16 protein-coding genes are annotated in these 19,233 nt (G+C 57.7%); 2 read left to right on the top strand and 14 right to left on the bottom strand.

Translation table 11 applies throughout. The features are described 5' to 3' along the window. Positions 1–43: 43 nt before the first annotated feature. The gene (locus tag FFH21_RS10535; protein WP_011168321.1) at positions 44–772 is read right to left on the bottom strand and encodes a dienelactone hydrolase family protein; all 729 of its coding nucleotides are present in this window, start codon (positions 770–772) and stop codon (positions 44–46) included. Between the two features lie 90 nt (positions 773–862). Next, positions 863–2,770, bottom strand: a complete 1,908-nt coding sequence (htpG, locus tag FFH21_RS10530) for a molecular chaperone HtpG (RefSeq protein ID WP_011168320.1) — start codon at positions 2,768–2,770, stop codon at positions 863–865. Positions 2,771–3,083: 313 nt separating this feature from the next. On the opposite strand from htpG, the gene FFH21_RS10525 reads away from it, so the two are divergent. Then, positions 3,084–3,344: a lipoprotein gene (locus FFH21_RS10525; protein ID WP_002552985.1), complete on the top strand. Its 261-nt coding sequence runs from the start codon at positions 3,084–3,086 to the stop codon at positions 3,342–3,344. A 108-nt stretch (positions 3,345–3,452) separates the two neighbouring features. Here the strand turns inward: FFH21_RS10525 and brnQ are convergent, their stop codons facing one another. From brnQ to sdhC, 10 genes are all read right to left on the bottom strand, one after another. Beyond that, a complete protein-coding gene (gene brnQ / locus FFH21_RS10520; protein WP_011168319.1) occupies positions 3,453–4,766 on the bottom strand; it encodes a branched-chain amino acid transport system II carrier protein in 1,314 nt (437 codons plus the stop codon). 371 nt (positions 4,767–5,137) lie between these two features. Then, on the bottom strand, positions 5,138–6,019 hold the full coding sequence (gene sucD, locus FFH21_RS10515) for a succinate--CoA ligase subunit alpha (RefSeq protein ID WP_004664700.1): 882 nt from the start codon (positions 6,017–6,019) through the stop codon (positions 5,138–5,140). Beyond that, on the bottom strand, positions 6,019–7,185 hold the full coding sequence (sucC, locus tag FFH21_RS10510) for an ADP-forming succinate--CoA ligase subunit beta (RefSeq protein ID WP_011168318.1): 1,167 nt from the start codon (positions 7,183–7,185) through the stop codon (positions 6,019–6,021). Before sucC ends, sucD begins: the two co-directional genes overlap by 1 nt. Before the next feature lie 208 nt (positions 7,186–7,393). After that, entirely contained in the window at positions 7,394–8,830 is a 1,437-nt protein-coding gene (lpdA, locus tag FFH21_RS10505; RefSeq protein WP_004664698.1) for a dihydrolipoyl dehydrogenase, read from the bottom strand. A gap of 170 nt (positions 8,831–9,000) precedes the next feature. After that, positions 9,001–10,221 carry a 2-oxoglutarate dehydrogenase complex dihydrolipoyllysine-residue succinyltransferase gene (gene odhB, locus FFH21_RS10500; protein ID WP_011168317.1) on the bottom strand — a complete coding sequence of 407 codons (1,221 nt, stop codon included), beginning with the start codon at positions 10,219–10,221 and terminating at the stop codon, positions 9,001–9,003. 41 nt (positions 10,222–10,262) lie between these two features. Further along, positions 10,263–13,094 (bottom strand): 2-oxoglutarate dehydrogenase E1 component, encoded by a 2,832-nt coding sequence (locus FFH21_RS10495; RefSeq protein ID WP_004658941.1) that lies wholly within the window; start codon positions 13,092–13,094, stop codon positions 10,263–10,265. 259 nt (positions 13,095–13,353) lie between these two features. Beyond that, positions 13,354–14,058, bottom strand: coding sequence for a succinate dehydrogenase iron-sulfur subunit (locus tag FFH21_RS10490; RefSeq protein WP_004658943.1), 705 nt, complete (start codon positions 14,056–14,058; stop codon positions 13,354–13,356). Positions 14,059–14,070: 12 nt separating this feature from the next. Continuing rightward, a complete protein-coding gene (sdhA, locus tag FFH21_RS10485; protein WP_002552976.1) occupies positions 14,071–15,843 on the bottom strand; it encodes a succinate dehydrogenase flavoprotein subunit in 1,773 nt (590 codons plus the stop codon). 3 nt (positions 15,844–15,846) lie between these two features. Further along, a complete protein-coding gene (sdhD, locus tag FFH21_RS10480) occupies positions 15,847–16,215 on the bottom strand; it encodes a succinate dehydrogenase, hydrophobic membrane anchor protein (protein WP_003382006.1) in 369 nt (122 codons plus the stop codon). Further along, positions 16,209–16,583, bottom strand: coding sequence for a succinate dehydrogenase, cytochrome b556 subunit (sdhC, locus tag FFH21_RS10475; RefSeq protein WP_002552975.1), 375 nt, complete (start codon positions 16,581–16,583; stop codon positions 16,209–16,211). The genes sdhD and sdhC overlap by 7 nt, the downstream gene beginning before the upstream one ends. Positions 16,584–16,945: 362 nt before the next feature. Between sdhC and gltA the strand changes: the two genes are divergently transcribed. Further along, positions 16,946–18,235: a citrate synthase gene (gene gltA, locus FFH21_RS10470; protein WP_002552974.1), complete on the top strand. Its 1,290-nt coding sequence runs from the start codon at positions 16,946–16,948 to the stop codon at positions 18,233–18,235. 64 nt (positions 18,236–18,299) lie between these two features. On the opposite strand, the gene FFH21_RS10465 is transcribed toward gltA, so the two are convergent. Both FFH21_RS10465 and FFH21_RS10460 read right to left on the bottom strand, forming a co-directional pair. Next, entirely contained in the window at positions 18,300–18,911 is a 612-nt protein-coding gene (locus FFH21_RS10465) for an START domain-containing protein (protein WP_054073122.1), read from the bottom strand. A 57-nt stretch (positions 18,912–18,968) separates the two neighbouring features. Then, positions 18,969–19,226 carry a YkgJ family cysteine cluster protein gene (locus FFH21_RS10460; protein ID WP_004664678.1) on the bottom strand — a complete coding sequence of 86 codons (258 nt, stop codon included), beginning with the start codon at positions 19,224–19,226 and terminating at the stop codon, positions 18,969–18,971. Between the last annotated feature and the right edge of the window lie 7 nt (positions 19,227–19,233).

The following is a 19,233-nucleotide window of genomic DNA, read 5'->3' as shown; positions in this document are numbered from 1 at the left end:
GATAGTGTTCCCCTGCACGCCCCAGGGGACGATAGGTGTTCCTTCAGCCGAACACTTCGCTCAACAAATCATGCATCGACTTGAACGCACGGCTCGACACTTTGGCGTCGTACATCATCATGCCGGGAACATTGGCGTGCGGGTCGGTGAAGGAATGGAATGCCCCACCGTAACTGTGCAGCTGCCAATCCACACCAGCGGCGTTCATTTCCTCTTCAAAAGCAGGCAACTGCTCTTTCGGCACCAGCGGGTCCGACGCGCCGTGGAGAACCAGCACCGAGCCCTTGATGTTCTTCGCATCAGCCGGGTTGGGCGTGTCCAGCGTGCCGTGGAACGAAATGGCGGCCTTCAGCTCGGCCCCGGTACGCGCAAGCTCCAGCGAGCAGCAGCCACCAAAGCAGAAACCGAATGTTGCGATCTTGCTTGAGTCCAGAGACACACCCGCCTGGCTCAACAACTGGTCGAGGCCTGCTTGCATACGCTTGCGCAACAACGCGCGATCGTCCTTGAGCGGCATCATGGCAGCGCCCGCCTCATCATTGTTACTCGGGCGAATCTGCTGACCGTAAAGGTCAGCCAGCAGCACCACATAACCCTTCGCAGCGACCGCTTTGGCGATATCTTCAGCGCCCTGGCTGACACCCATCCAGTTAGGCGCCATCAGCAGCCCTGGCTGTGCAGCGCTAGCTTTCGGGTCGTACGCAAGACGGCTTTCATAAGTCTGGCCATCGATCTGATAGACCACAGAACGAATTTCGATGTTGCTGCTCATTACTGACTCCTGATCGTTAGGGAGATGAAAAACGTGTCGCGGGAACTGAAACAAAAAACCCGCCGAGGCGGGTTTCTTGTCAACCGGCTATCAAACCGACAGTTCTACCAACAGCTTGTTCAGACGACGCACATACGCGGCTGGATCCTTGAGGCTGTCACCGGCGGACAGCGCCGCCTGATCGAACAGGATGTGCGACAGATCGCCGAAGCGCTCTTCGCTCTGCTCGGCATCCAGTTTGCCGATCAGCGGGTGAGCCGGGTTGAATTCGAAGATTGGCTTGGAGTCCGGAACCTTCTGACCGCTGGCTTCCAGAATCTGACGCATCTGCAGCCCCATGTCCTGCTCGCCAATGGCCAGAATCGCAGGCGAATCGGTCAGACGATGGGAAACACGCACCTCACTCACAGACTCACCCAGCGCAGCTTTCAGACGCTCGATCAGGCCCTCTTTGTCCTTGGCGATCTCTTCCTGAGCCTTCTTGTCCTCTTCGGAGTCAAGATTGCCCAGATCAAGGTCGCCACGCGCCACATCCACAAAGCCCTTGCCGTCGAAATCGCTCAGGTAGCTCATCAGCCACTCGTCGATACGGTCGGTCAGCAGCAGCACTTCGATGCCTTTCTTGCGGAAGACTTCAAGGTGCGGGCTGTTCTTGACCTGCGCGTAGGATTCGCCAGTGAGGTAGTAAATCTTGTCCTGACCTTCCTTGGCACGCGCCAGGTACTCGGCCAGAGAAACGCTCTGCTCACCGCTGTCGTCGGACGTCGATGCGAAACGCAGCAGACCGGCGATTTTTTCCTTGTTGGCGAAGTCTTCTGCCGGACCTTCCTTGAGGACCTGGCCGAAGTTTTTCCAGAAACCCTTGTACTGCTCGGGTTCGTTTTTCGCCAGCTTCTCCAGCATGTCCAGCACGCGCTTGGTCAACGCCGACTTCATCGAGTCGATGATCGGGTCCTTCTGCAGGATTTCGCGGGAAACGTTCAGCGACAGGTCATTGGAGTCGACCACGCCCTTGACGAAGCGCATGTACAGCGGCAGGAACGACTCGGCCTGATCCATCACGAACACGCGCTGCACATAGAGCTTCAGGCCGCGCGGTGCTTCGCGCTGATACAAATCAAACGGAGCACGCGCAGGCACGTACAGCAGCGAAGTGTATTCCAGCTTGCCTTCGACCTTGTTATGGCTCCAGCTCAGCGGGTTCTCGTAGTCATGCGCGACATGCTTGTAGAACTCCTGATACTCCTCATCCTTCACCTCGGTGCGCGGACGGGTCCAGAGGGCGCTGGCGCGGTTGACGGTTTCCCACTCCAGCGCCGGTACCTCCTCGCCTTCGGCTGCCGGAGCCTGCTCTTTGGGCAGCTCGATCGGCAAGGCGATATGGTCGGAGTATTTCTTGATGATGTTACGCAGGCGGTAGCCGTCAGCGAATTCCTCTTCACCGTTTTTCAGGTGCAGAACAATACGGGTGCCACGATCAGCCTTGTCGACGGTGGCGACTTCGAACTCGCCTTCGCCCTTGGAGGACCAGTGCACGCCTTCATTCGCTGGCGTGCCGGCACGACGGCTGAACACTTCGACCTGATCGGCAACGATGAATGCCGAATAGAAACCCACGCCGAACTGACCGATCAGGTGCGAGTCCTTCTTCTGGTCGCCCGACAGGTTTTTCATGAAATCAGCGGTGCCGGACTTGGCGATCGTGCCCAGGTGGGTGATCACGTCTTCACGGCTCATACCGATGCCGTTGTCTTCAAGCGTAACGGTCTTCGCGTCCTTGTCGAAGCTCACACGAATTTTCAGCTCGGCGCCGCCTTCCAGCAACTCCGGCTTGGACAACGCTTCAAAACGCAATTTGTCGACCGCGTCAGACGCGTTCGAGATCAATTCGCGAAGGAAAATTTCCTTGTTGGAATACAGCGAATGGATCATGAGGTGCAGCAGTTGCTTTACCTCGGTCTGGAAGCCCAGGGTTTCCTTTTGAGTTTCCACACTCATAATCATCAAACTCCGATCTGGATGGTATAAGCCGTCACGATCAGGCATAAGCCCGTGTGACAGCGGGTAGTCATCAAGGTGGGGGCTGGGTCGGGGATTTCAAGAGCCAATGATGCGCGGAGCGTGTTTCATGCGCCGGATACCGCACGCATTGCGTTGGTGGGTGCTCGCCAGAACTGTCCGCAATCGGCACAGCGCCATCGGCCTGTAACGACCGCGAAACAACGGCCTCCGATATTGTCATCACGGGTGGAACTTAACTCACGACGGCAGGCTCTTAGCCTCGTGAACACTCAATAAGGAGAAACACCCCATGCGTAAATCTTTAGCCTATGCCTTGATGCTTTCTGCCACCCTGGGCCTTGCCGCCTGTGACAAAAAGTCCGAAAACACTCAGCAAGATGCCAACAAGGCAGCTCAGCAGTCCCAGGAGTCGATGGAAAAGGCTCAGGAAAAAGTGAATGACGCGGCCAAGGAAAGCCAGGAAGCCGCTCAGAAGAACGCTGAAGCCGCTCAGCAGCGTACCAATGAGAACGCCAACAAAGCGCCAGAAGCAGCGCCAGCCACCAAGTAAGGCTGAAACGCTTACAGAACTAAAAAAGCCCGCTTAAAGCGGGCTTTTTCATTTAACTCGTTTCACTTGGCACGTAACGTCAGTTCGACATTGCATCGTGTACCGACTTCAAGCCAGCGCCTCGCTGCGCTTGCCCATGAGCCTGTCAACGGCTACAGCGCCCGCCAGCGTGATTACCGAGGGCACCAGCCATGCCAGGCCTTGATCACTCAGCGGCAGACTGGTCAGCACACCTGGCAGATAGTCAGTAAAACCGGCACCCTTCAGCGCGTCGATCAGGCCAAAGATGAGCGATATCAGCATCACCGGTGCAACAACCCGTCCCTGGCTCTGCCAGAGGCCTTTGCAGAAGCTCAGCGCGACCAGCACGATACACGGTGGATAGATAGCGGTGAGTACCGGAATCGAAAACTGGATCAGCTTGGTCAGCCCCAGATTGGATACCAGCAGCGAGAACACCGCCAGGATGATCACTAGCGTCCGGTAGGACAGCGGCAGCACCTTGGCAAAGTATTCAGCACAGGCACAGGTCAGGCCTACCGCAGTCACCAGACACGCCAATGAAATCAGCACGGCGAGAAAACCGCTGCCCAATGAACCGAAGGTGTGCTGCACGTAGGCATGCAGAACCGCCGCGCCGTTGCTTGCGCCTGCCGCGACCGCATGGCTGCCGGAACCCAGGCGAAACAGGCTGACATACACCAGCGCCAGCCCGACACCGGCAATGAGCCCGGCAATGATCGCGTAGCGCGTAATCAGACGGGGTGACTCGACACCACGAGAGCGAATGGCATTGACGATGACAATCCCGAAGACCAGCGCCCCGAGGGTATCCATGGTCAGATAACCATTGATGAAACCCTGGGAAAACGGCGCAACGGCATAGGCGGGCTCAGCCTCGCCTATTCCGCCTGCGGGTAATGCGAATGCCGCGATCCCCAGTACTGCAAGGGCGATAATCTTGAGCGGTGCCAAAAAGCGCCCGACCGTGTCGAGCAAGCGCCCCGGATACAACGAAACCCAGAACACCACCAGAAAATACGCCAGGCTGTAGAGGAACAACGCGACTGGAGTGTCACCGGTCAGAGGTGCCAGGCCGACTTCAAACGAGACGGTCGCGGTACGCGGGGTCGCGAACAGCGGGCCGACCGCCAGATAGCAGACGGCTGCGAGCGCCCCGCCGGCAATCTTGCCGATCGGGCTGCTCAGGGCATCCATTGCCCCCCCTACCCTGGCCAGAGCAATCACCGTAACGACCGGCAGCCCGACCGCCGTGACCAGAAAGCCCAGCGCCGCCATCCAGACATGTGGTCCGGCCTGCAGGCCGACAATAGGAGGGAAGATAATGTTGCCAGCCCCGACAAACAGGGCAAATGTCATAAAACCGAGTGCCAGGATGTCCTGGCCTTTCAACACTTTCATTACGAGGGACCACACGGAATCGAAATAAGGGATGGGACGTAACCCATGAATGGGGCAGACGCAGCCCGTCGGCGTAAGACGTGGCAGTACCTTGCGAAACGCCCCTCGTGAGGGCAACGCAAAAACGGCGGACAGGCTAGCCAACTTCGACCGAAAATGCACTGACTCAGGGCGCGCCAGCCGACGACGCACCGTTTGTTGGCGGATGGAAAGCCCAAGACAGTTGGAAATGCCGGCAATGAGAGGTCCAGGTGAACCAGACCGGGTAAGGCGAACCTTTTCAGGCGCCCAAACAAAAGCCACCCGAAGGTGGCTTTTGTCGATTGCTCGAATCAGGCAAGCGAGCTTACCTGATCAGCAAACAGTGAAGCTTACTTGGTTGGCCAGCCAGTCAGCTCGGCCAGGGCCTTGCCGATGTCTGCCAGGGAGCGCACGGTTTTTACACCAGCGTCCTGCAGTGCAGCGAATTTCTCGTCTGCAGTACCTTTACCACCCGAGATGATTGCACCGGCATGGCCCATGCGCTTGCCCGGAGGAGCAGTCACACCAGCAATGTAGGAAACAACCGGCTTGGTCACGTGTGCCTTGATGTAGGCAGCCGCTTCTTCTTCAGCCGAACCGCCGATCTCGCCGATCATGACGATCGCTTCGGTCTTCGGGTCTTCCTGGAACAGCTTCAGGATGTCTATGAAGTTCGAACCAGGGATCGGGTCACCACCGATACCTACACAGGTGGACTGACCGAAACCGGCGTCAGTGGTCTGCTTCACAGCTTCGTAGGTCAGGGTGCCGGAACGCGACACGATGCCTACCTTGCCTGGCAAGTGAATGTGACCTGGCATGATGCCGATCTTGCACTCGCCCGGAGTGATGACGCCTGGGCAGTTAGGACCGATCAGGATCACACCCAGCTCGTCGCACTTGACCTTGGCTTCCAGCATGTCGATGGTCGGGATGCCTTCGGTGATGCAGACGATCAGCTTGATGCCGCCGAACGCTGCTTCAAGGATGGAATCCTTGCAGAAAGGAGCCGGAACATAGATGACGCTGGCAGTAGCGCCAGTGGTGTCTACGGCTTCTTTCACAGTGTTGAACACTGGCAGGTTCAGGTGCGTGGTGCCGCCCTTGCCTGGAGTCACGCCGCCAACCATTTTGGTGCCGTAGGCAATGGCTTGCTCGGAGTGGAAGGTACCTTGCGAACCAGTGAAACCCTGGCAGATAACCTTGGTGTCTTTATTGATCAGGACGCTCATTACTTGCCCTCCGCGGCTTTGACAACTTGTTGAGCAGCGTCGGTCAGGCTGGTCGCAGCGATGATGTTCAAACCGCTTTCTGCCAGTACTTTAGCGCCCAGTTCAGCGTTGTTACCTTCAAGGCGAACAACAACCGGGATTTTCACGCCGACTTCTTTCACTGCACCGATGATGCCTTCGGCAATCATGTCGCAACGAACGATGCCGCCGAAGATGTTGACCAGTACTGCGGCGACGTTGGTGTCGGACAGGATGATCTTGAACGCTTCGGTAACGCGTTCCTTGGTGGCACCACCGCCAACGTCAAGGAAGTTTGCAGGCTTGCCGCCATGCAGGTTGACGATGTCCATGGTACCCATGGCCAGGCCAGCACCGTTGACCATGCAGCCGATGTTGCCTTCCAGCGCTACGTAGTTCAGTTCGAACTTGGCGGCGTGAGCTTCGCGAGGATCGTCCTGCGAAGGATCATGGAAGCCCTTCAGCTTTGGCTGACGGTACATGGCGTTGGCGTCGATGTTGATCTTGGCGTCCAGGCAGTGCAGATCGCCGTCAGCCTTGATCACCAGCGGGTTCACTTCCAGCAGGGCCAGGTCATGGTCCTGGAACAGCTTGGCCAGACCGGTGAAGATCTTGGCGAACTGAGTGACCTGCTTGCCTTCCAGACCCAGCTGGAATGCCAGATCGCGGCCCTGGAACGGCTGAGCGCCGACCAGTGGGTCGATCGTGGCCTTGAGAATCTTTTCAGGGGTGTCGTGAGCGATCTTCTCGATGTCCACGCCACCTTCGGTGGAAGCCATGAACACGATACGACGGCTGGAACGATCGACCACAGCGCCCAGATACAGCTCTTTGGCGATGTGGGTGCACGATTCGACCAGGATCTTGGTCACTGGCTGACCGTTGGCGTCAGTCTGGTAAGTCACCAGGCGCTTGCCCAACCACTGTTGAGCGAACGCTGCAGCGTCTTCCTTGCTGCGAACCAGCTTTACGCCGCCCGCTTTACCGCGACCACCTGCGTGAACCTGGGCTTTGACGACCCACTCGGTTCCGCCGATCTTGTCGCAGGCTTCTGCTGCTGCTTCCGGGGTGTCTACCGCGTAACCCTTGGATACTGGCAGGCCGTACTCAGCGAACAGCTGCTTACCCTGATACTCGTGAAGATTCATGCTTATTACCGTCTTCGTTTAGGTACTGCGCATTCGGTGCTGCACGTCAGCGTGCCGCACCACCTGTGACCGCTACTCCGGGTGAACTCCGCAAGTGCCGTGGGACACTCGTGAAGCCGCCTGAGAGGTCGAGTCCGGCGCAGATTCCGCGGTAAGCCCTGCTTGCAAGGCCAACGACGGGCACTGCGCCGTGGTTTCTCTTGTTGTCTCAGCGTTTCTTGCGATTCTGGATATGGATGGCGCCGCCATTCACAGCCAGTGCAGCTTCATGCAGCGCTTCGGACAGGGTCGGGTGCGAGAAGACCATCATGCCGATGTCTTCTGCGCTGCTGCCGAATTCCATCGCGATTGCGCCCTGCTGTACCAGTTCGGCAGCGCTTGGACCAATAACGTGAACACCCAGTACGCGGTCAGTCTTGGCGTCGGCAATGATCTTGACGAAGCCGCCGGTGTCGTTGGCTGCCATGGCACGGCCACTGGCCGCGAACGGGAACGTACCGACATTGACTTCAACGCCTTCGGCCTTGAGCGTCTGCTCGGTCTTGCCGACCCAGGCGATTTCCGGGTGGGTGTAGATAACCGACGGGATCAGGTTGTAGTTCATCTGAGCCTTGTGACCCTTGATGCGCTCGACAACCATGATGCCTTCTTCCGACGCCTTGTGTGCCAGCATCAGGCCACGCACCACGTCACCGATGGCGTATACGCCAGGAACGCTGGTGGTGCAGTAGTCGTCAACGTAGATGAAACCGCGCTCGTCCAGATCAACGCCGCTGTCCGATGCCAGCAGGTCAGTGGTCACTGGACGACGGCCAACGGCAACGATCAGACGATCAAAGGTAATCGACTGCTCGCCAGCGGCGTCGGTGTAGCTGACCACCACTTCTTCGCCTTCGACCTTGGAACCGGTCACGCGAGCGCCCAGCTTGATGTCCAGACCTTGTTTGGTGAAGGTTTTCAGCGCTTCCTTGGAAACTGCTTCGTCAGCTGCCGGAATGAACTTGTCCAGTGCTTCCAGAACAGTGACCTGAGCGCCAAGGCGAGCCCATACAGAGCCCAGCTCCAGGCCGATCACGCCAGCGCCGATGACGCCCAGACGCTGTGGAACCTGTTGGAATTCCAGAGCGCCGGTCGAATCGACGATGACTTTCTGGTCAACCGGAGCTGGCGGGATGTCGATAGGACGCGAGCCCGAAGCCAGAATCACATGGTCAGCTTCGATGATTTCAACGGTGCCGTCGGCAGCTGTCAGCTCAACCTTCTTGCCAGCCAGCAGTTTGCCGTGGCCTTGCAGAGTGGTCACGCCATTGGCTTTGAACAGGCTGGCAACGCCGCCGGTCAGGCCTTTGACGATAGTCGACTTGCGACCGATCATGGCCGGCACATCGATGTTCACTTCAGATGTCGAGATGCCGTGCACGCTGAAGCCGTTCTTGGCTTCATAGAACTTCCAGGAGCTGTCGAGAAGCGCCTTGGAAGGAATGCAACCAACGTTGAGGCAGGTACCACCGAGGGCCAGTTTGCCCTCCTTGTCCTGGTACTTCTCGATGCAGGCAGTCTTGAGACCAAGTTGCGCAGCCTTGATGGCGGCAACATAACCGCCAGGGCCTGCGCCAATCACTACCACGTCGAATTTCTGGGACATAACAAAGAGTTCCTCTTTAGCTGCGAGCTTTTAGCTGCAAGCTGCAAGTCGATCCGCGATCAGGCAAAAACGACTTGCGACCTATTAATCAGGTGAAACACACCAGCCCCGGCTGCACGCTTTATCGCTTCTGACTTGAAGCTTGAAGCTTGCAACCACGGGCTGCCTCATCAGATATCCAGCAACAGACGAGCCGGATCTTCCAGCAGGTTCTTGATGGTCACGAGGAAGGTTACCGCTTCCTTGCCGTCAATCAAACGGTGATCGTACGACAATGCCAGATACATCATCGGACGAATCACTACCTGACCGTTGACTGCCATCGGGCGCTGAAGAATGTTGTGCATGCCCAGAATTGCAGCCTGTGGCGGGTTGACGATCGGCGTCGACATCATCGAACCGAAAGTACCACCATTAGTGATCGTGAAGGTGCCACCGGTCATCTCGTCGATGGACAGTTTGCCATCACGGGCCTTCTTGCCGAAGGTGGCGATGCCGCCTTCAATTTCAGCCAGGCTCATGTGCTCGGCGTTACGCAGAACCGGTACAACCAGACCACGGTCGCTGGACACTGCAACACCGACGTCGGCGTAGCCGTGGTAGACGATGTCGGAGCCGTCGATCGACGCGTTGACAGCCGGGAAGCGTTTCAGCGCCTCGGTAGCAGCCTTGACGAAGAACGACATGAAGCCCAGACGTACGCCGTTGTGCGACTTCTCGAACAGGTCCTTGTACTTCGAACGCAGCGCCATGACTTCGGTCATGTCGACTTCGTTGAACGTAGTCAGCATGGCCATGTTCGACTGGGCTTCGACCAGACGCTTGGCAACGGTTGCACGTACACGAGTCATCGGCACGCGCTTCTCGGTGCGGTCACCAGCAGCGACAACCGGTGCGGCAGCGGCAGCAGGTTTGGCAGCAGGAGCAGCGGCTGGAGCGGATTTCTTCGCTTCAACGGCAGCGACCACGTCTTCCTTGGTGATACGGCCGTCTTTACCAGTGCCTTTGACGCTGGCCAGGTTGATACCGTTTTCTTCAGCGAGTTGACGCGCAGCAGGCGCAGCAATCGGGTCTTCTTCGCCAGCGGCAGCCGGTGCAGCGGCGGGTGCCGAGGCAGGCGCAGCAGCAGGTGCTGTAGCAGCAGATGCCGTGGCACCATCATTCAAAGTGCCAAGCACTTCGTTGGAGAGGACGATAGCGCCCTCTTCCTTGGTGATCGAGCCCATCACGCCGTCAGCTTCGGCCAATACTTCCAGAACAACCTTGTCAGTCTCGATATCGACCAGCATCTCGTCCCGTTTTACCGCATCACCCTCTTTTTTGTACCACTTGGAAATGGTGCCATCGGCAACGGATTCCGGGAAAGAGGGGGCTTTGATCTCGATAGCCATTATCTGTAATTCCTTAATTCGGTTTCTAATGCTCGAAGGCGTTAAACAGTGAAGGCATCTTGCAACAGTTTTTCCTGCTGCTCGGCGTGCATCGAAGCGTAACCACAGGCTGGAGCGGCAGAGGCGTCACGACCGGCGTACTCAAGAACGAGTTCACGTTTGTGGTTGCCCATGCTGCGGCGCAGATGGTGCTGACTGCTGTACCAGGCACCCTGGTTCATCGGTTCTTCCTGACACCAGACCACATGCTGCAGGTTGGTGTACGGCGCGATGGTTTCCATCAGGTCGTCTTCAGGGAACGGGTACAGCTGCTCGATACGAACGATGGCAATGTCTTCACGCCCTTCGGCACGGCGTTTTTCCAGCAGGTCGTAGTAAACCTTGCCGCTGCACAGCACCAGACGCGTGACCTTGGCCGGATCGAGGGCATCGATTTCCGGAATGACGGTCTGGAACGAGCCTTCGGCCAGATCTTCCAGGGTCGAAACAGCCAGTTTGTGACGCAGCAATGACTTGGGAGTCAGCACGATCAGCGGCTTGCGCAGCGGACGGATGACCTGACGACGCAGCAAATGGTAGATCTGCGCCGGAGTCGTTGGCACGCACACCTGAATGTTGTGCTCGGCACACAATTGCAGATAACGCTCAAGACGTGCCGACGAGTGCTCTGGCCCCTGCCCTTCGTAGCCGTGAGGCAACAGCATGGTCAGACCGCACAGACGGCCCCACTTGTGTTCACCGCTGGTGATGAACTGGTCGACAACCACCTGGGCACCGTTGGCGAAGTCGCCGAACTGCGCTTCCCAGATAACCAGTGCATCCGGCTGGGTGGTCGAGTAACCGTATTCGAACGCCAGCACGGCCTCTTCCGAAAGGAACGAGTCGTACAGGTCGAAACGCGGCTGACCGGAGTACAGATTCTGCAGCGGGATATAGGTCCCGGCGTCTTTCTGGTTGTGCAGTACGGCGTGGCGGTGCGAGAACGTACCGCGACCGATGTCCTGCCCTGTCATACGGATCGGGTGACCTTCGAACGCCAGCGTGGCGTATGCCATGGTTTCGGCGTAACCCCAGTTGATCGGCAAGCCACCGGCCTGCATCTTCTGACGGTCTTCGTAGATCTTCTGAACCTGACGCTGCACGACGAAGCCTTCCGGCAGTTCCATCAGCTTGGCGGACAGTTCCTGCAGGGTCTTGAGATCGAAGCGGGTGTCGTGACGCGCAGTCCAGGCGTGGCCCAGATACGGACGCCAGTCGACGAACAATTCCTTGTTCGGCTCCTTGACCAGGCTTTTCACTACGTGCAGACCATTGTCCAGCGCGCTGCGGTAATCATCGACCTTGGCCTGAACACGGGCCTCATCGAGAATGCCGGTCTTGATCAGATGCTCGGCATACAGCTCACGGGTGGTGCGCTGCTTGGTGATCTGCTGATACATCAGAGGCTGAGTGCCGCTAGGCTCGTCAGCTTCGTTGTGACCGCGGCGACGGTAGCAGACGAGATCGATCACGATATCGCGCTTGAACTGCATGCGGTAATCGATCGCCAGCTGGGTCACGAACATCACGGCTTCCGGATCATCACCATTCACATGGAGGATCGGCGCCTGGATCATCTTGGCAACGTCGGTGGCGTACTCGGTCGAACGCGAGTCCAGCGGGTTGCTGATGGTGAAGCCCACCTGGTTGTTGATGACGATGTGGATCGTGCCGCCCGTCTTGAAGCCGCGGGTCTGCGACATCTGGAAGGTTTCCATGACCACGCCCTGACCGGCAAAGGCCGCGTCGCCGTGGAGGGAAATCGGCAGAACCTTGTCACCGTTAGGATCGTTGCGACGATCCTGACGCGCACGCACCGACCCCTCGACCACCGGAGAAACGATCTCCAGGTGAGACGGGTTGAATGCCATGGCAAGGTGAACCTCACCGCCTGCGGTCATGACGTTGGAAGAGAAACCCTGGTGATATTTGACGTCACCGGAACCTAGTTCCACTTTTTTCTTGCCTTCGAACTCGTCGAACAGGTCGCGCGGGTTCTTGCCGAAGGTGTTGACCAGTACGTTCAGGCGGCCGCGGTGGGCCATACCGATCACGACTTCCTTGGTGCCATAGGACCCGGAACGCTGAATCAGCTCGTCGAGCATCGGGATCAGGCTTTCGCCACCTTCCAGACCGAAGCGCTTGGTACCCGGATATTTGGTACCCAGATACTTCTCGAGACCTTCGGCTGCGGTGACACGCTCGAGCAGATGGCTCTGGATATCAGCCGAGAACGCTGGACGGCCGCGAACACTCTCAAGACGCTGCATGAACCAGTTGCGCTGCTCGGAATCCACGATGTGGGTGAACTCGGAGCCGATGGTGCGACAATATGTCTGCTGCAACGCTTCATGAATTTCGCGTAGGCTCGCTTCCTCTTTGCCGATGAACAGGTCGCCGGCACGGAAGGTCGTATCAAGATCGGCATTGGTCAAGCCGTAATGATTGATCGACAGATCCGCAGGCGCAGGGCGCTGCCAAAGGCCCAACGGATCGAGCTGAGCAGCCTGGTGGCCACGCATCCGATACGCCTGGATCAGTCGCAGCACTTCAACCTGCTTCTTCTCGTGTTCGCTGCTCACACTGCCGGCGGACACCGGTTGAGCGCGGCGCTGGTTTTTGGCCAGCAACACGAAATGATCGCGAATAGTCGAGTGCGATACATCAGTGGCAGAGCTGCCGTCTGCTGGCAACTTCTGAAAGTAGGTGCGCCATTCTTCTGGCACAGCGTTAGGGTCGTGCAGGTAAAGCTCATAGAGCTCTTCCACATAGGCAGCGTTACCACCGGATAGGTGGGCACTGTTCCACATGCGCTGCATCACGCTTTCTTGCATGCTTGGTCACCCTCGGTAAGGGGACACCACCGGCGAAGACACCAGAGCAATCCTGAAATAGTCGTGTGCAGCGACTGTATCAAGTCACCAGGGATCACGCAGATAGTCCGGGTACCAGCCCGGATGCCCCTGCTGGTCTCATTTCTTCAAAATAAGAGCGGCAGCTTTGCGAGCTACTGCTCAGGTTAAAACTACGGCGCCGGTTGAAGCCTGCGCCGCAGCCACTTCAGTGCAACGGTGTAACAGATAAAACGATCAATCAGACGCCGCTTTGCAACAACATGTTGCGCACGTGACCGATAGCCTTGGTTGGGTTAAGGCCTTTCGGGCACACGTTGACGCAGTTCATGATGCCGCGGCAGCGGAACACGCTGAACGGGTCATCAAGCGAAGCCAGACGTTCATTGGTGCGGGTGTCACGGCTGTCAGCCAGGAAACGGTAGGCTTGCAGCAGCGCAGCAGGACCCAGGAACTTGTCGGGGTTCCACCAGAAGGACGGGCAGGAAGTCGAGCAGCAAGCGCACAGAATGCACTCGTACAGACCATCGAGCTTTTCGCGCTCTTCCGGAGTTTGCAGACGTTCGATGGCCGGAGCCGGCGTGTCATTCTGCAGGAACGGCTTCACCTTCTCGTACTGCTTGTAGAAGATGCTCATATCGACGACCAGGTCACGAATGACCGGCAAACCAGGCAGCGGACGTACGATCAGCTTGTTCTTGGCAACAACGGCAGACAGCGGCGTGATGCAGGCCAGACCGTTCTTGCCATTGATGTTCATGCCATCGGAACCGCACACGCCTTCGCGGCACGAACGACGGTAAGAGAAGCCTTGATCCTGTTCTTTGACCAGGGCGAGCACGTCCAGCACCATCAGGTCCTTGCCACCGGTATCGACCTGAAACTCCTGCATGAACGGCGCGGCGTCCTGCTCAGGGTTGTAACGATAAACACTGACTTGCAACATATCGGTCACCCCTTAATAAGTCCGAATCTTAGGTTCAAAAGTCGGAACAGTCTTCGGCGAGAAGTTCACGGCACGCTTGGTCACGCGCTTGTCACCCGGGAAATACAGGGTGTGGCACAACCAGTTCTCGTCATCGCGATCTTCAAAGTCTTCACGGGCGTGAGCGCCGCGGGACTCTTTACGATGCTCTGCGGCGATCGCCGTGGCTTCGGCAACTTCCAGCAGGTTTTGCAGTTCAAGCGCTTCGATACGGGCGGTATTGAATGCCTGGCTCTTGTCGTTGATCTTGACGTTGGCGATACGCACGCGCAGGTCAGCCAGCTGAGCAATACCCTTCTGCATGTATTCGCCGGTGCGGAACACACCGAAGTAGTTCTGCATGCAGCTTTGCAGCTCTTTACGCAGCGTGGCGACGTCTTCGCCGGTAGTGCGCTCGTTCAGGCCGGCAACGCGTGCCAGCGCAGCATCGATATCGGACTCGGAAGCACGGGCGTAGTCGATACCTTCGCTCAGCGCTTTCTCCAGGTGGATACCTGCAGCGCGACCGAACACAACCAGATCGAGCAACGAGTTGCCGCCCAGACGGTTTGCACCGTGAACCGATACGCAAGCCACTTCACCTACCGCGAACAGACCCGGAATGATCTGATCGACACCGGCGGCGTCCTGAGTGATCGCCTGACCATGAATGTTGGTGGCAACGCCGCCCATCATGTAATGGCAGGTAGGAACTACCGGAATCGGCGCTGTTGCAGGGTCGACGTGAGCGAAGGTCTTGGACAACTCCATAATGCCTGGCAAACGGCTGTGCAAAACTTCTTCGCCCAGGTGATCGAGCTTGAGCATTACATGGTCGCCATCCGGACCGCAGCCGTTACCGGCAATGATTTCCTTGACCATGGAGCGCGCAACCACGTCACGACCTGCAAGGTCCTTGGCGTTCGGAGCATAACGCTCCATGAAACGCTCGCCGTGCTTGTTGATCAGGTAACCGCCCTCACCACGGCAGCCTTCGGTGACCAGTACACCTGCACCGGCAATGCCGGTCGGGTGGAACTGCCACATTTCGATGTCCTGAACCGGGACACCGGCACGCAGTGCCATACCGATACCGTCACCGGTATTGATCAGGGCATTGGTGGTCGAAGAGTAGATACGACCTGCACCGCCGGTTGCCAGCACGGTAGCGTTGGCACGGATGTAGGAGGTTTCGCCGGTTTCAATGCAGATGGCGATGATGCCGACAAAGGCACCGTCCTGATTCTTGACCAGATCCACGCCGTAGTATTCGTTGAGGAATACGGTGCCAGCCTTGAGGTTGGCCTGATACAGGGTGTGCAGCAGTGCGTGACCAGTACGGTCGGCAGCAGCACAGGTACGTGCAGCCTGACCGCCCTTGCCGAAGTCCTTGGACTGACCGCCAAACGGACGCTGGTAGATGCGACCTTGTTCGGTACGGGAGAACGGCAGACCCATGTGCTCGAGTTCGAAAACAGCTTCAGGGCCTACGGAACACATGTATTCGATAGCGTCCTGGTCACCGATGTAGTCGGAACCCTTGACGGTATCGTACATGTGCCAGCGCCAGTCATCGTTCGGATCGGCAGAGGCAATTGCGCAGGTGATGCCACCCTGGGCAGAAACGGTGTGCGAGCGTGTCGGGAACACCTTGGTGACCACGGCAGTCTTGTGACCGCCCTGAGCGAGCTGCAGGGCAGCGCGCATACCGGCACCGCCACCACCAATGATGATGGCGTCGAAGGAAAGCGAATTTATGTTAGCCATGAATCAGATACCCCAAAGAATCTGCACGCCCCAGACGAAGTAGGCGAACATCAGAACGCCGCATACTGCCTGAAACAGAAAACGTACTGCAGTGGCAGACTTGCCCAGCGCCATCGGCGTCAGGTAGTCGGTCGCGATGGTCCACATGCCGACCCAGGCGTGAGCGCCAAGGGCAACGAGAGCCAGCAGACTGAAGATACGCATTCCGTTGTGTGCGAACAGATCATGCCATTGGGCGTAACTCAGACCCGGATGAAAGACCATGTATCCGATCAGGAATATGAAATAAGCCGCGAGCACGACCGCAGAAACACGCTGAGCCATCCAGTCATAGAGGCCCGAACGCGAAAGGTTGGTGACGTTGGTTACCATATCCATACTCCCGCCAGAAGAATCAGTACCACGGAAACCGCGATAACGATTTTGGAGCCCAGCTTGCCGCCTTCGAGCGTCTCGCCTACCCCGGAGTCCATGATGAGGTGACGGATACCGGCCACCATGTGATACAGCAGGGCAGACAGAAGCCCCCAGATGATCAGCTTGGCCAGCGGGCTGGTCAGACACGCCTTGACTTCACCGAACCCTTCTTCGGACGCCAGCGACTTGTCCATTGCATACAGCATGATTGCAATACCGACAAAGAGGATGACACCGGAGATGCGGTGAAGGATGGACGTGTAAGCGGTGACTGGGAGCTTGATGGTCCTTAGGTCTAGATTTACAGGTCGTTGGCTATTCACGGCTTTTTTTCACACTGAAGAGCCCCTAACAATCAGGGCAAGTTGTTGGGAAGTGCACTGGTCAGGTACCCACCACCCAGGAAGTGACGACCCCCTTGAAACAGGCCAAAAAGCCTTTGGCGGTCGGACGCCGAGTATAGACAGTTAGGTTACTAATGACAACGCGCAGACTTACCGCCAATGGCGCATTGCGTTGCCGGGACAAAAGGCGTAAACGGCAGGAAACGGTCTGAAAAAATCCACGGCGGGCCCTTGCGGAACACGACTTTAGGCAAATTGACTTTAGAATTTATCTCACTATAGTGATGCGGGCCCTGCGTGGGGGGCCTGTCTGATGATTTGAAGCATAAATAGGAGGCCACATGGCTGACAAAAAAGCGCAGTTGATCATCGAGGGCGCAGCCCCCGTCGAGCTGCCAATTCTGACCGGTACAGTGGGTCCGGACGTGATCGACGTACGCGGCCTGACCGCCACCGGCCGCTTCACATTTGACCCTGGCTTCATGTCCACGGCCTCTTGCGATTCGAAGATCACCTACATTGATGGTGACAATGGCATTCTGCTGCACCGCGGCTACCCGATCGAACAACTGGCCGAGCAGTCCGATTACCTCGAAACCTGCTACCTGCTGCTCAACGGCGAACTGCCGACCGCCGAACAGAAAGCCCAGTTCGTGGCCGTGGTCAAGAACCACACGATGGTTCACGAGCAACTCAAGACCTTCTTCAACGGCTTTCGTCGCGACGCCCACCCGATGGCCGTCATGTGCGGCGTAGTCGGTGCCCTGTCAGCGTTCTACCACGACTCGCTGGACATCAATAACCCGCAGCACCGCGAGATTTCCGCTGTACGCCTGGTGGCCAAGATGCCGACCCTGGCAGCGATGGTCTACAAGTACTCCATGGGCCAGCCCATGATGTACCCGCGCAACGACCTCAGCTACGCCGAAAACTTCCTGCACATGATGTTCAACACCCCGTGCGAGATCAAACCGATCAGCCCGGTGCTGGCCAAGGCGATGGACAAGATCTTCATCCTTCACGCCGATCACGAGCAGAACGCCTCGACATCCACCGTCCGCATGGCAGGCTCTTCGGGCGCCAACCCGTTTGCCTGTATCGCTGCCGGCATCGCCGCGCTCTGGGGCCCGGCCCACGGCGGCGCCAACGAAGCGGTACTGACCATGCTGGATGAAATCGGTGACGTGTCGAACATCGACAAGTTCATCGCCAAGGCCAAGGACAAGAACGACCCGTTCAAGCTCATGGGCTTCGGCCACCGCGTGTACAAGAACCGTGACCCGCGCGCCACCGTAATGAAGCAGACCTGCGACGAAGTGCTGAAAGAACTGGGCATCACCAACGATCCTCAACTCGAACTGGCCATGCGCCTCGAAGAGATCGCCCTGACCGACCCGTACTTCATCGAGCGCTCGCTGTACCCGAACGTCGACTTCTACTCGGGCATTATCCTCAAGGCCATCGGCATTCCGACCAGCATGTTCACCGTGATCTTCGCCCTGGCGCGGACTGTCGGCTGGATCTCGCACTGGAAGGAAATGCTCTCCAGCCCCTACAAGATCGGTCGCCCTCGCCAGCTGTACACCGGCAACGTGCAACGCGACATCGTCGCCCTGCAAGACCGCAAGTAAGCGCCACGCGCAAAAAAAGGGCTGCCATTGGCAGCCCTTTTTTGTGCGCGCTATCCGATGCACATCATGGGGTTTGCGCAGCACGCTCCCTGAGGGCTTTCAAGGTGTTGAACGGCGCATCGACAACGAACTTGTTGGCCAGCATAGAAGGCACACTGCCACCCGGCTCGGCGTGAACCTGATAGGTCACTTCAGTCTGGTTCGGCCCTTTGGGCACCATTTTCCAGAAGCCCTTGACCTCGGTTACGCGCACATAGCCCTTTTCTTCGGGGATGTACGAAGGCTGCTCTTCAAGATTACGGGTAACACTCCCGTCAGGGCCTTCCTGAGTGGTGATCAACAGCACGGAATCGCGAGGCGTCACTGGCCAGGGAGTGTTGAACTGGCTGTAGGTCCAGGTCTTGTTGCCTTCGTGCTTGAGCACTTTCTGTAACTTGCACTCATGAATCCAGGCGCAGGCGCCCGTGACATCCTCCTGAAGCGCGCGCAACTTGCTCACGCTGGCATTGATCAGCGCAATGCCCTGATAAGCCTTGTAATCAGACCCGGGCACGTCGCTCAACGAAACCTTGATGCCCTCCTGATTCTTGACCTCTTTCCACTCTTCAGCCTGCGCCGTTCCGGCAAGCATTACAGTCAAACCACAAGCAACAGCGATACGATACAGCGGACCCATTGTTTTATTCCTTGTTTTGAAGTTCCGACAAAGCACTAGCGCCCAAAAACCGCCCTTTCATGCAACTGCTGTAGCTTTCTCCCACCAGCCAATAAGGCGAATGGCATCCGCCTGATCAACTCCGCAGACATCTTCCGCCGCCTTGAACTGACTGCATACCGCAGGGCGCTCGGGCCTGCCGAACAAGGCGCACAGAAGCTCGACCGACAAGTGCAGGCATCGCTCACCTGCCGGTTTTCCATCGGGCATGCCGGGTATGGGAGACGTGATGGAAGGCGCTATGCAGCACGCACCACAATCGGAACGGCAGTCCATGACCAGA

It is taken from the genome of Pseudomonas sp. KBS0707 (assembly GCF_005937945.2).
Lineage (GTDB): Bacteria > Pseudomonadota > Gammaproteobacteria > Pseudomonadales > Pseudomonadaceae > Aquipseudomonas > Aquipseudomonas amygdali.
The sequence above is the reverse complement of the archived record's forward strand: the minus strand, read 5'-3'. Positions and strand labels throughout refer to the sequence as shown.